Origin of the sequence: Vibrio sp. 10N.286.51.C3 (assembly GCF_003050065.1) — a bacterium.
GTDB lineage: Bacteria > Pseudomonadota > Gammaproteobacteria > Enterobacterales > Vibrionaceae > Vibrio > Vibrio crassostreae.
Window position 1 is genome coordinate 40,324 of sequence record NZ_PIGC01000007.1, and the last position, 13,982, is coordinate 54,305.

At 46.3% G+C, this 13,982-nt stretch carries 7 protein-coding genes; 5 read left to right on the plus strand and 2 right to left on the minus strand.

Features of this window, described 5'->3' with window-relative positions:
• Window positions 1-16 precede the first annotated feature (16 nt).
• The 4 genes from rng (at window position 17) to tldD (ending at window position 7,721) form a co-directional block, all read left to right on the plus strand.
• Window positions 17-1,486, plus strand: a complete 1,470-nt coding sequence (gene rng, locus CWO27_RS09275) for a ribonuclease G (protein ID WP_017061363.1) — start codon at window positions 17-19, stop codon at window positions 1,484-1,486.
• A 10-nt stretch (window positions 1,487-1,496) separates the two neighbouring features.
• Complete coding sequence (locus CWO27_RS09280; protein ID WP_107898899.1) at window positions 1,497-5,369, plus strand: YhdP family protein; 3,873 nt, start codon at window positions 1,497-1,499, stop codon at window positions 5,367-5,369.
• Window positions 5,370-5,443: 74 nt separating this feature from the next.
• Window positions 5,444-6,256, plus strand: a complete 813-nt coding sequence (locus CWO27_RS09285) for a carbon-nitrogen hydrolase family protein (RefSeq protein WP_102480896.1) — start codon at window positions 5,444-5,446, stop codon at window positions 6,254-6,256.
• Between the two features lie 19 nt (window positions 6,257-6,275).
• Window positions 6,276-7,721, plus strand: coding sequence for a metalloprotease TldD (tldD, locus tag CWO27_RS09290; RefSeq protein ID WP_008220563.1), 1,446 nt, complete (start codon window positions 6,276-6,278; stop codon window positions 7,719-7,721).
• Between the two features lie 106 nt (window positions 7,722-7,827).
• Here the strand turns inward: tldD and CWO27_RS09295 are convergent, their stop codons facing one another.
• A complete protein-coding gene (locus CWO27_RS09295; protein WP_048657967.1) occupies window positions 7,828-9,207 on the minus strand; it encodes a PhoH family protein in 1,380 nt (459 codons plus the stop codon).
• A gap of 466 nt (window positions 9,208-9,673) precedes the next feature.
• Between CWO27_RS09295 and rapA the strand changes: the two genes are divergently transcribed.
• Entirely contained in the window at window positions 9,674-12,583 is a 2,910-nt protein-coding gene (gene rapA, locus CWO27_RS09300; protein WP_048657968.1) for an RNA polymerase-associated protein RapA, read from the plus strand.
• Window positions 12,584-12,693: 110 nt separating this feature from the next.
• Here the strand turns inward: rapA and CWO27_RS09305 are convergent, their stop codons facing one another.
• Entirely contained in the window at window positions 12,694-13,971 is a 1,278-nt protein-coding gene (locus CWO27_RS09305) for an NRAMP family divalent metal transporter (protein ID WP_102530529.1), read from the minus strand.
• Window positions 13,972-13,982: the final 11 nt, after the last annotated feature.

Sequence of the window (13,982 nt, forward strand, 5' to 3'; positions counted from 1 at the left end):
TAATCTGAGGTGCACCATGAGTGCTGAATTGTTGCTGAACGTGACCCCGAGTGAAACTCGTGTGGCCATGATTGAAGGGGGGGCTCTTCAAGAGATCCATGTCGAACGAGATGCTCGACGCGGTATCGTAGGAAATATCTATAAAGGACGTGTAAGCCGTGTTCTTCCGGGAATGCAGGCGGCTTTTGTGGATATAGGCCTTGAAAAAGCAGCTTTTTTACACGCCTCTGATATTGTTCCACACACTGAATGTGTTGCTGAAAATGAAAAGAAGCAGTTTCAAGTTCGTGACATTTCAGAGCTTGTTCGTCAAGGGCAAGACATTGTGGTGCAAGTGGTCAAAGATCCTCTTGGAACTAAAGGTGCCCGCCTAACCACGGATATCACTCTACCGTCTCGTTATCTGGTGTTTATGCCGGGCGCAAGTCATGTCGGCGTTTCCCAACGAATCGATAGCGAGTCTGAGCGTAACCGTCTTAAAAAAGTCGTGTCTCGTTACTGTGACGAACACGGTGGCTTCATCATCCGCACTGCGGCTGAAGGCGCTGACTCGAATGAACTTGCACAAGATGCCGCTTTCTTGAAGCGACTTTGGCTAAAGGTTCTTGAGCGTCGTGGTAAACACAAAGCGCGCACTCGCTTGTATGGTGAACTTTGCCTAAGCCAACGTATCTTGCGTGATTTTGTCGGTACTGAGCTGAGTAAGATTCAGGTCGATTCTCGTCTAGAGTATGAAAACCTAAAAGAGTTTACCTCTGAATACGTGCCAGAGCTGACAGACAAGCTTGAGCTGTATGAAGGTGATAAACCTATCTTTGATATGTACGATACCGAGAACGAAATTCAGCGTTCATTGGATCGTAAAGTCGAATTAAAGTCTGGTGGATATCTGATTATCGACCAAACTGAAGCGATGACCACAGTTGATATCAACACTGGTGCGTTTGTTGGTCGCCGCAATCTAGAAGAGACGATTTTCAACACCAACGTAGAAGCGACTCAAGCGATTGCTCGCCAGCTACGTCTGCGTAACCTAGGTGGCATCATCATTATCGACTTTATTGATATGTTGTCAGAGGAACATCGTAAGCGAGTGCTCACTTCTTTAGAGGCTGCGCTAGATAAAGACCGTGTAAAAACCAATATTAATGGCTTCACGCAGCTTGGTTTGGTTGAGATGACTCGTAAACGTACTCGTGAAAGTATTGAGCATATCCTGTGTTCGAGCTGTCCTGCTTGTGAAGGTCGCGGCAGTGTGAAGACCGTTGAAACCGTTTGTTATGAAATTCTTCGAGAGATCACGCGAGTGAATCGTGCATATGACGCCGATAAATTTGTGGTTTATGCGGCAGCTGCCGTAGCTGAGGCGTTAGAGGGCGATGAATCTCATGCGCTTGCTGAGCTTGAAGTCTTTATTGGTAAGCAAGTTAAAATCCAGGCTGAGCCTCTGTACATACAAGAGCAGTTTGATGTTGTTATGATGTAATGGAAATTTTGTGAGCTCAAGCGTTACTCTGATTCTACGTGCATGTTTATGGTTAGTGGTTACTCTCTTAGTAACGCTAGCCATTGCCGTAACTACACTGCGTGTAGCCTTACCCAATTTAAATAAGTATCAATCTGAAATTGAGCTTTGGGTAAACCAACATTCCGGTTTTGATTTTTCAATTCAAGACGTGGGCGGTTTTTGGCGTAACACTCACCCTTCTATTGCTCTGCAAGGCGTTAAAGCCAGCCTTCCTAATGCAGAAGATGTGACCTTTTCTGTCGAGCGTGTTGAAGTCGAGTTTGACTTGATTCAATCGCTTGTTCAAATGCGTCCGGTTGTGGCCGATTTGGTCATGAATCAAATGTATCTTGATATCCGTTCTATTGATCTGTTTGCCGGGCAAAATGGCAAAGACGAACCTAAAGATCCCGGTTCTTCCAAGCGAGTGGTACAAGAGCTCGATAATTTACTGCTGAAAACTTTGGTGGATGTGACCGCTAAAGACTCCTCTCTTTTGTATCGCACTATCTCTGATGAAGAACGTCAGCTTGATATCGAAACTCTGAAATGGCAAAACTCTGGTAAGCATCACCTTGCGGAAGGTGTGGTAAGTATCAAAGATGCCAATCTAAACTCTTTGTCAGTGAGTGCTAACTTTGTTGATGGCGGCTCGTTAACGGATATGACGGGCGAGTTTTATGTCAGTGCAGACAGCATTTCGGTTAAGCCTTGGTTAACTCGTTATATGCAGGCGGAATCCGGCATTGAGACGGGCACTGTGAGCTTGAATAGCTGGCTAACACTGCGTAATAGCAAACCTGTGAGCGCTTATGTTGAAGTTCTGCCTTCAGAGTTGACTTGGAAGGAAGATGGTAAGCATGACCTGATGCTTGAGTCAGGTATCTTTAAGTTGTCTCCGATTGATGATGGTTGGCAGGTAAATGGTCACTCACTAAACCTTAGAACGGATGATACACCTTGGCCTGAGCTCGACGTTGCGTTCAAGTGGAACCAAGGTCCTTGGGAGCTCAATGTCTCTGAATTAAACATTGAGACAATTACGCCGTTGATTAAGCTGATGCCTGACTCTGAACAATCAACCAAAATGATCAACGTATTGGCGCCGGGCGGTACTGTTTCTGATATCCGTGTCTCAATGGATTCGGGAATCGATAGCCTACGCTACTCTGCCAGCTTTTCTGATCTTGCGATTGAGCAATGGGATTTAATTCCAGGTTTTAGCCAAGTGTCAGGCAGTGTGTTTGGTTCGGCTTCGGAAGCCAAAGCTAGTCTGCATGTGATTGATGATGTGTTCCCATATGGTGATGTTTTCCAAGCCCCTTTGAACATCAAGCAAGGTCAGGTTGATATTGTTTGGCAGCAGGATGAAAACGGCTGGAAACTGTGGTCGGATAAAATCACGGCAGCCACACCAGACTTACAAGTACTAGGCGCATTTCGCTTAGACTTTCCAAAGGATGCGAGCCCATTCTTATCCTTCTATGGCGAAGCGGACGCTTACAATGTAGGTGAAACATGGCGTTACCTGCCGACACTGGCACTTGGACAAGACCTGACCGATTACCTTTCAACTGCGATTCAAGCCGGTAAGGCTGATACCGTAAAGCTATTGTGGCATGGTGATTTATCTCATTATCCCTACACTAATCATGATGGTATTTTCCAAGTTTGGGTCGGATTAGAAGATGCTAAATTCAGCTTTGATACAGCATGGCCATTGATTACCGACCTTCAGCTCGATCTGCTATTTGAAAATGATGCAATGCATCTAGATTCTCGCTCTGCACAATTAATGGATGTGACTGCAGATCGCATCACTGGACGCATTCCTTATCTAGGGGAAGGTGGTCATATTGAGATTGAAGCTAAGGCAACGGCGTCTGGCAATGCGGTGCGTGATTACATGACGTCTTCGCCACTGGTTGACTCAGTAGGGGCCGCGTTAACCGCACTTCAAGTGAGTGGTGATGTCTCTTCCGAGTTCCAGCTCAATATTCCGTTTGATTCTGAAAGAGAAGCAAGAGCATGGGGTTATGCTGACCTTAGTGGTAACCATGTTGAGATTGAAGCGCCGCCAATGGTGCTTGAGAACACCACGGGCCGTATCGAGTTTGATAATGATGTAGTGACAGCAAATGGCCTCGCCGCTGATTTGCTTAAGCAAGGGATATCGCTTGATTTTAAAGGTCAGAATGATGGCCCTGGCTATGCAGTTGATATCGATGTGTTAGGCGATTGGGATGTTAAACCTCTAGAACCTTACATTGGTGAGCAATGGCTAAGTCGCTTATCTGGTCATGCGCAGTGGCAAAGTCAGATTGATATCCAACTGAATGACATCGGTTTTACATACCAATTGGATTTGCAGTCTGATCTAAAATATCTCGCGAGCGATTACCCATACCCATTGGCGAAAAAGTCATTGGAAAGTGGCTCTGCAAGGCTACAAGCGTCGGGTAACCAAGAAGCAATTACTGCGCGTTTGCAATTGCCGAATACTAAGTACCAAGCTGAAATTGATATCACGGGGGATGTGCCTGAGTTAACGGCGACTAACTTAGTTCTGGGTCGTGGTGGCTATAAAATTAGCCCTGTTGTGGGACATCATGCACTGATTCGTACTGATAAGTTTAATGCTGATGATTGGTTATCGGTTGTGATGGAACCTGTACAGCCGTCAACCGCTGTATTGAGCCAAATGAATACGCCAACCATCCCTGCGCCAAGCCGTATTACCTTTGAGAGTAAAGAGCTGATCTTAGGTGGTATCTCTTGGAATGATGTTGATTTTAGCGCTCGTAAGAACAAGCAAGCGTGGCAAATGGAAGTGTCTAGTCAAGAGCTAGAAGGCGATGTTAATTATCTACCTCCTTACGACTTGACCGTTTCACTGGATCGTCTGCATCTGTTTGTTCCTGAATGGAGCGACAAATCAAAGCAAGAGCCATTGCTGCAACGCAAAGAGCAAGAAGCACCTTTGGTCTCTGAGTTGGATCGAAAGATACATGATGTCATGCCGAATCTAACGCTAACCCTTAACGACTTTTGGCTGCAAGGCTATAAGGTTGGCAAGGTCGATATTGAGATGGCTAGACAAGATAATCGCATTGATTGGAAGAAGATTCAGGTTCGAAGCGGCGGCAATAAAGCGGATGTCAGTGGCTGGTGGGAACTGGACGGTGACAAGAGTCATTCCGCGCTAACGGTTGATGTCGAGGGTGAAAATAACAGTGAGCTGATGGAACGCTTTGGTATCACTTCAGGGATTCAAAAAGCACCATTTGCGCTAGAAGCTCAACTTGGTTGGGATGGTTCGCCTTGGGGCATTAAGATGGATACGCTTGATGGCAACGTGAAAACTAAGTTTGGTAAAGGCATTATCTCAGATGTGAGCGGCGCGGCTCGTCTACTTGGTTTGTTTAGCCTAGATTCGATCATCCGCAAGATGCAGCTCGATTTCTCAGACGTGTTTGATAAAGGTATGGCATTCAATAGCATTACCGGTACGGGCGAGATCCAAAACGGCATCTTCCTGACTAATGACTTGAATATGGATGCGGTGGCGGGTGAGATGAAGATCAAAGGCATCGCCAACCTCAACACGCGTCAGGTTGATGCAGAAGTGAACTTTACTCCAGATATCACTTCTGGAATTCCGGTATTAACGGCGTTTGCGGTAACCCCTCAAACGGCGCTGTACGTATTGGCGGTGACCACGGTTATTTCGCCGGTTGTTGAAGTCTTTACCCAAGTTAATTATTCGGTGAAAGGGCCATTGGATTCACCAACGGTGAGCGAGCTTTCTCGTAGCTCCGGTGAGTTCCAGCTACCAGAGAAACTCAGGAAGTTAGCCGAATAGGCCTTATATCCTAGTCAGCGAATATACGGTGAAATGCTGATTTCTGAATCATAATGAATGGAGGAGCGATACACATGGATTGTGTTGGGTTGATTCAAATGACATCTGGCCCTAGCCCTGAATTGAACTTTGAGTACCTTGTTCAAGAGGTAGCAAAGTGCAAAGAGTTAGGGGCGAAGTGGGTTGTGTGCCCTGAAAACGCGTTAGTCTTTGGCAGTAAAGCTGACTATCACCAGTATGCAGAGCCTCTAAATGATGGCCCACTGCAAAAGAAAATCTCTGAGCTAGCAAAGCTTCACCGAATTTGGATCGTTATTGGTAGTATGCCGATAAGCACAGCTAAAGGCGTGACTACCACAACCTTGGTGATTGACGATTTTGGCAGTTTAGTGGCTCATTACGACAAGCTACACATGTTTGACGTAGATGTCGCCGATGCCCATAAGTGCTATCGAGAGTCGGATATTTTCACACCGGGTGACCAAGTTGTGACAGCGGAAACGCCTTTTGGTCGCTTAGGTTTGAGTATTTGTTATGATGTGCGCTTTCCACACTTATATTCCGAGTTACGGAAACAAGGTGCGCAAATCATGGTTGTTCCGGCAGCATTTACTGCAGTAACCGGACAGGCGCATTGGGAAGCACTATTAAGATGCCGTGCGATCGAAACACAATCGTGGATCGTTGCGGTAGGACAAGGCGGCAAACATCCTTGTCAAAGAGAAACATGGGGACACTCTATGGTGGTTGACCCCTGGGGAAGAGTGGTCGCACAGTTAGACCAAGATCCTAAAAGTATGGTGGTTGAGATAGATACGTCCAGTTGCGAATCAATCAGGCAAAATATGCCCATCGCGCAACACTCTCGATTTACCAATCAATTTTAATTACAAACAAGAGCCATCTATGAGCATTAATCAAATTGAAGAAGCGCTACTGAACCCAACAGGGCTTACGGAGCAAAATATCGCAGATACATTGGCGAGCATTGCTACCCGCCAAATTGATTATGCTGATATCTACTTTCAGTCTAGCTGGCACGAATCTTTGGTGCTAGAAGATAGTATTATTAAAGACGGCTCTTTCAATATCGATTGCGGTGTTGGTGTTCGTGCAGTATCTGGCGAAAAGACCGGTTTTGCTTACTCTGACCAAATCCAATTGGATGGTCTTAAACAGAGCGCAATTGCGGCTCGTGGTATCGCGAAGCAAGGTCAAAACGGCAAGGTTCAAGCGTTTAAACGCAACTCTAACCAAACTTACTATGATGCAGTTAACCCGCTAGCGAGCTGGGAAAAACAGCAGAAAACGGAACTACTGAAATCATTGGATGCTTACATTCGTACGAAAGAGCCTATGGTGACTGAGGTATCTGTGAGCCTAAGCGGTGTACATGAGCAGATGCTGGTTGCTGCGACTGATGGAACTTACGCTGGCGATATTCGTCCGCTGGTTCGTCTATCAATCAGTGTACTTGCTCAGAAAGGCGATCGCCGTGAACGTGGTAGTGCTGGTGGCGGTGGTCGTTTTGGTTACGACTTTTTCCTAAGCGATGACAAAGGCACTCAGGTTGCTTACCAATTTGCGGATGAAGCGATTCGCCAAGCGCTTGTTAACCTTGAAGCAGTTGCTGCGCCTGCTGGTGCAATGCCTGTGGTTCTTGGTTCTGGTTGGCCGGGCGTTCTTCTACACGAAGCCGTAGGCCACGGTTTAGAAGGCGACTTTAACCGTAAAGAGTCTTCAGTATTCTCTGGTAAAGTTGGCGAGCAAGTCACTTCAAGCCTATGTACGATTGTCGATGACGGTACATTGACTGATCTTCGTGGTTCATTGAACGTCGATGATGAAGGTGTCAATGGTCAGTACAATACGTTAATCGAAAACGGCATCTTAAAAGGTTACATGCAAGATAAGCTGAACGCTCGCCTAATGGGTGTAGCACCGACAGGTAATGGTCGTCGTGAGTCTTACGCGCATCTTCCAATGCCACGTATGACGAATACATACATGCTACCGGGCGAACACACGCCGGAAGAGATCATCGCAACGGTTGAGAAGGGTATCTACGCACCGAACTTCGGCGGCGGTCAGGTGGATATTACATCAGGTAAGTTTGTATTCTCAGCTTCTGAAGCGTACATGATTGAAAACGGCAAGATCACTCACCCAGTGAAAGGCGCGACGCTAATCGGTTCTGGTATTGAAGCAATGCAGCAGGTGTCTATGGTCGGTAACGACCTAAGTATCGACCGTGGTGTTGGTGTGTGTGGTAAGGCTGGTCAAAGTGTACCAGTGGGTGTTGGTCAACCAACATTGAAGCTAGACTCGCTAACTGTTGGTGGTACTGAGTAACTCAGGTTAGCCTCAACAAGTCTGTTTAAAAAATTAATTGAAAAGCGCCTCCAATGTGAGGCGCTTTTTGTTTTTATATTACTGATTCAGTAAGCGTATAGAGTCACTACATGTTCTCTTCTGCAAACTCAGCCAGTCGGCTTCGCACTACACCATTGAGGTGGATGTTGGCACTGCCTTCGAAGTTTTTAAAACGCTCGACCATGTAGGTTAAGCCAGAGGTCACAGGGGTTAGGTAAGAAGAATCTATCTGCGCTAGGTTTCCAGAACAGATAATCTTAGTACCTTCGCCACAACGGGTGATGATGGTTTTGATTTGTGAAGCGGTGAGGTTCTGACACTCATCGAGAAGTACAAACGCATTCTGAATTGAACGTCCGCGCATGAAGTTAATCGATTTAAACTGGATATTGGCTTTGTCACAGATGTACTTCATCGACCCTTCGGTACAATGGTCGTTCTTGTGCAGCGCTTCCAGTGTATCGGTCACTGCGGCTAACCAAGGCAACATCTTCTCTTCCTCAGTACCAGGAAGGAAACCTATCGACTCACCTATATCAGGTGTGTTTCGGGTTACGATGATCTTATCGAACTGCTTACGTTCAATGGTTTGCTCAAGTGCAGCAGCCATGGCGAGCAGCGTTTTACCACTCCCTGCCGCACCAGTTAGGATCACCAGGTCAATATCAGGGTCGAGCAGGGCATCAATCGCCATTCCTTGGTAAATGTTTTTTGGCGTGATGTCCCAAGCTCTTCGGTTCATTAAGCGTTCACGGCTTAAGTCCCTGAGTGTGATGGTTTCGGTATCAATCTCTTCAACTCTTGCTGCAAAGTCGCTCTCTTCATCAATCACATATTGGTTGAGGAAGGTCGGCTCAAAAGGCGCTCTAGCTAAGGTGTGCAGTGTCTTTCCACCTAAACTTCTGCTCTCGACATTGTCGATACCATCCCAAAATGATCCTTCGAGCTGTTGAAAGCCTTTGGTGAGATATTGAATATCATCAATCAGTTGGTCTGTTTGATAGTCTTCAACAAAGCGAACACCAGCGCCTTTGGCTCGTAAGCGCATGTTGATGTCTTTGGTGATGAGAACCACTTCGCGTGGCGCGCGTTTGTTTTGAAGGTAGAGTACAGCGTTGAGGATTCGGTTATCGCCTGCCTTGTCGTCGGCAAAGGCTTTGATGCTTTCTTGAAGTTCGTAATCGGCGAGTATTGAAATACTGCCTGAGGCTTTAATGTCTTTGGTGAAAGGGATACCTTCCGATATTTGGTCTGGTGTAGCTTCCCTGAATAGATCTTCGAGAGTTCGTATCGCAATTCTCGCATCTCGGGCAACGTCTCTCTTACTGTCTTTGATTCTGTCTAGTTCTTCTAGCACTGTCATGGGGATAACGACATCGTGCTCTTGGAAAGAAAATATAGCGAAGGGTTCGTGAAGTAGGATATTGGTGTCTAAAACAAATAGCTTCCGGTTGGTCTCGCCCATAGCATCTCCTTGCCGACGTGCGGCTTGCCTTGCATTCATTGAACGTAGATAAAGCTCATATAAAGATTAGTATCTGATTCTGGTGATAGTCAACTACTCACCTAAACTTCATCTAGAGGAATACCACCATATCGTTGTAGATGACTATGGCGTATTCGTTTGAGAGCAGCAATCTGCTACCTATAGATTAACCATGATTTTTTGACAGTTTGATTGCACTGGCGAAAACAGAAAAAAAGCACGAAATCATCTCCTTTAGGCGTGACCTAAATCACAGCATCGAGTAAGATTAGCGACCTTTTTCTGCACCATTTTCTTGAGATATTTATTATCTAGAGCGCACTTAAAAAGTGGCTGCAAACTAGGCATTTTTGGCTATATTTTTAGTTCAGGAGCGAGAACGTTCTTGTTTGAAACTGCAGTTAAAAAGACCAAATTCCAACTATAAGATTGAGGTAGTCGATTCATGACATTTGCTTTGGGGCAACGCTGGATAAGCGATACGGAGAGCGATTTAGGTTTAGGTACCGTTGTAGCAATGGATGCTCGCACAGTGACACTAATGTTTGCAGCGTCAGAAGAAAACCGTGTTTATGCACGTACTGATGCTCCCGTAACCCGAGTAACGTTTAATGTCGGCGATGTCATCGAATGCCAAGAAGGTTGGTCTCTGTCTGTCGAAGAAGTTATCGAAGACAAAGGACTGCTAACCTACTTAGGTACTCGCGAAGATACCCAAGAAACAGAAGTCACTCTGCGTGAAATCTTCTTAAGTAACCAGATCCGCTTTAACAAGCCACAAGATAAACTGTACGCAGGTCAAATCGACCGTATGGATAACTTCGTGTTGCGTTACCGCGCGTTGAGTAACCAGTACCAACAACACAAGAGCCCTATGCGTGGCTTGTGTGGTATGCGTGCTGGCTTGATCCCTCACCAGCTATACATCGCTCATGAAGTGGGCCGTCGTCACGCTCCGCGCGTTTTACTGGCTGATGAAGTTGGCCTAGGTAAAACCATCGAAGCGGGCATGATCATCCACCAACAGGTGTTGTCTGGCCGTGCTGAACGAATTCTGATTGTGGTTCCTGAAACTCTACAGCACCAATGGTTAGTAGAGATGATGCGCCGTTTCAATCTGCACTTCTCTATCTTCGATGAAGAGCGTTGTATTGAAGCGTTTGCTGAATCGGACAACCCATTTGATACCCAGCAGTACGTTCTGTGTTCTTTGGATTTCCTACGTAAGAGCCGTAAGCGCTACGAGCAAGCACTTGAAGGCGAGTGGGACTTGCTGGTTGTCGATGAAGCGCATCACCTTGAGTGGAGCCAAGACAAACCAAGCCGCGAATACCAGGTGGTTGAAGGCTTAGCGGAAAATACGTCTGGTGTGCTACTACTAACAGCAACGCCTGAACAACTAGGTCGTGAGAGTCACTTTGCACGTCTGCGTCTGCTTGATCCTGACCGCTTCTACGATTACGAAGCATTCGTTGAAGAAGAAGACCAATACGCACCGGTTGCTGATGCTGTTACTGCATTGTTCTCTGGTGTGAAGCTTGAAAACAGCGCGAAGAATCAGATTACTGAACTGCTTTCTGAGCAAGATGTAGAGCCGCTGTTTCGTGTTATCGAAGGTGATAGTAGCGAAGAAGAGCAAGCGTTAGCTCGCCAAGAATTAATTGATAACCTTATGGACCGCCATGGTACTGGCCGTGTTCTATTTAGAAACACGCGAGCTGCAATCAAAGGCTTCCCTAAGCGTAATGTAAACCTACTGCCGATGGAGATTCCAACGCAGTACACAACCTCAATGCGTGTATCTGGCATGATCGGTGGCAAGATGGCTCCCGAAGCTCGTGCTATGAAGATGCTGTACCCAGAAGAGATCTTCCAAGAGTTTGAAGGTGAAGACTCAAGCTGGTGGCAGTTCGATTCACGTGTTAACTGGTTGATTGAAAAAATCCAAGATAAGCGTAGTGAAAAGATCCTAGTGATCGCATCACGTGCAAGTACGGCGCTTCAATTAGAGCAAGCACTGCGTGAGCGTGAAGGTGTGCGTGCAACCGTATTCCATGAAGGCATGTCGATCCTTGAACGTGATAAAGCGGCGGCTTACTTTGCTCAAGAAGAGGGCGGTGCTCAGGTTCTGATCTGTAGTGAAATCGGCTCTGAAGGTCGTAACTTCCAGTTCGCGAACCAGCTAGTAATGTTCGATCTTCCGTTCAACCCAGACTTGCTTGAACAACGTATTGGTCGTTTGGACCGTATCGGTCAGCTGCGTGACATCGACATCCATGTCCCTTACTTAAAAGGTACGTCACAGGCGATTCTTGCGCGTTGGTTTGATGAGGGTCTAAATGCATTTGCAGAGACATGTCCAACTGGTCGCACAGTTTACGACAAGTACTCAGATGTTCTTATCGAAATGCTGGCTTCTGGTAATACAGAGCAGCTTGATGAAGTGATTGAAGAGTCTGCCAAGCTAAATCAAAGCCTAAAAGCGGATCTAGAAAAAGGCCGCGATCGCCTATTAGAGATGCACTCAAACGGCGGCGACAAAGCACACGAAATCGCAGAGAAGATTGCATCAACTGATGGCGATACTAACCTAGTAACGTTTGCACTGAGCTTGTTCGACACGATTGGTTTGAACCAAGACGACAAGGGTGAAAATGCGCTAGTCGTGACACCATCTGAGCACATGATGGTACCAAGTTACCCTGGCTTACCATACGAAGGCGCAACCATCACGTTCGATCGTGATACAGCCCTTTCTCGTGAAGACATGAACTTCATCAGCTGGGAGCACCCAATGATTCAAGGCGGTATTGATCTGCTACTGAGTGAAGGTGTGGGTGCATCAGCGGTATCATTGTTGAAAAACAAAGCGCTGCCAGTGGGTACTATCCTGCTTGAGTTGGTTTACCTTGTGGATGCGCAAGCACCGAAACGCAGCGGTATCAGCCAGTTCCTGCCTAAGACACCAATTCGTTTGATGATGGATGGCCGTGGTAACGATCTCTCTGCTCAGGTTGAATTTGATAGCTTTAACCGTCAGCTAAGCCCTGTAAACCGTCACTTAGCGAGCAAGCTAGTGAACTCGGTACAAGGCGAGATTCACAAGCTAATCGAAGCGGGTGAGACGCATGTACTGCCGAAGGTTGAAGAAGTTCGTCAGCAAGCTCAGAAAGATATGCAAACTAACTTGAACGGTGAACTAGAGCGTCTACAAGCGCTTAAAGCTGTGAACCCGAATATTCGTGATGAAGAGCTTGAGGTTATCGAAGCTCAAATCAATGAACTGACAGGTTACATCAGCAAAGCTCAGGTTCAGCTAGATTCATTACGCTTGATTGTGGTTTCTCACAACTAGTTTGAATTAGCGAAATGCTTCAACGAAATAAGGCCTTCATTACGAAGGCCTTATTGTTATCTAGCGTTTGAAAGATGTATTTGTTGTTGAAAGGTGTATTGACTGAGGAATTACATCAACCACTTCCACCAAACAAATACCGCTAGGAAACCAAATAGGTAAACAAGACCCGCTACAGACAACCATTTTAGTTTGGTGCCAATCGCTAGAGCTTCAGGAAGCTTGGCTTTGTTTACCAAAATGAAGTTAAGCAATGCGAAGAATGGCGTAGTTGCAAAGGCAAGCACCATTGCAAAATCCAACATTGGCATCAGCGCAGCACTAAAGAACATCACAATCGCCAAGGCCGCGATAGAGACAATGATGATCCAGCCTTGCAGCATGCGTGGGCTCGACTCTTTTTTAAATAATAGTCGCTGTGATTCAGCAAGTACGCGTGAGTAGCCATCGATAACGGTAATGGTGCTGCCAAAGATACAGAAGAAAGCGACGATGGCGATCAGTGGACGAGACCATTCACCAATCGTAGAAGCATAAATACCGACTAACTGGTGAGTAAAGCCAACACCAGAGCGAGACAGTTCAACCCCCGAGCCGTGAAGTACCAGAGCGCCTAACGCAACGAACACTAGTGCAAGTAGTGCAGTACCAATGTAGCCAACATTGAAATCGAATAGCGCTGATTGAGCCGTGACTTCTTGTTTCTCTTTTTGGCTCTTTAGCCACATAGAGGTGATGCTGGATATCTCGATAGGCGCAGGCATCCAACCCATAGTCACCACGATAAAGCCAATAGCAGCCAATGACCAAGGCGACGGTGGAACAAAAGCAGCATCAGGTTCGACTGGAGAGCCTATAGCAATGGCGACTGCAGCTAAGGTTGTGATGGTCAGGATCGCCATGATCGCTTTGGACAGCGTATCAAGTGCGCGATAATGGCCAGCAAACAGAATGATCAAGCAGGTCGCTAAAACGATCATGCACAATGTGCTGGTGGCCAATTCGAAAGGAATAAAGTAACTGAGTAGGCTTGCACTAAATAACAGTAGTGCTGCAGTATTTACCACGGCGGAAATTGCGCTCAATATCGAAAAGATTACAAGGTAAGGTCTGCCAAGGTTAGAGTAACCTTCAACCAAGCTTTGTCCTGTGCCAAGAGTATATTGGATACCGGCTCTAAAGAATGGGTATTTAAATATGTTTACCAGGATAATAAGTGCGGCGAGCTGCCAGCCATAAATCGCACCAGCTTTGGTCGAGGCAACTAAATGTGAGCCACCTACCGCAGCTGCGGCCATCATAATGCCTGGGCCAAGAGACTTGATTAAACTTGATAGGGGAGCAGAGGTTTGTGTTTTTTCGGTGGTTGTTTTAACCGTACTTTCCATCATTTTTCCTT

Bases quoted from the DNA above. Each gene is read 5' to 3' on its own strand.
- CWO27_RS09295 (WP_048657967.1), bottom strand. From the start codon at position 9,207: ATGGGCGAGACCAACCGGAAGCTATTTGTTTTAGACACCAATATCCTA.
- tldD (WP_008220563.1), top strand. From the start codon at position 6,276: ATGAGCATTAATCAAATTGAAGAAGCGCTACTGAACCCAACAGGGCTT.
- rng (WP_017061363.1), top strand. From the start codon at position 17: ATGAGTGCTGAATTGTTGCTGAACGTGACCCCGAGTGAAACTCGTGTG.
- rapA (WP_048657968.1), top strand. From the start codon at position 9,674: ATGACATTTGCTTTGGGGCAACGCTGGATAAGCGATACGGAGAGCGAT.
- CWO27_RS09285 (WP_102480896.1), top strand. From the start codon at position 5,444: ATGGATTGTGTTGGGTTGATTCAAATGACATCTGGCCCTAGCCCTGAA.
- CWO27_RS09305 (WP_102530529.1), bottom strand. From the start codon at position 13,971: ATGGAAAGTACGGTTAAAACAACCACCGAAAAAACACAAACCTCTGCT.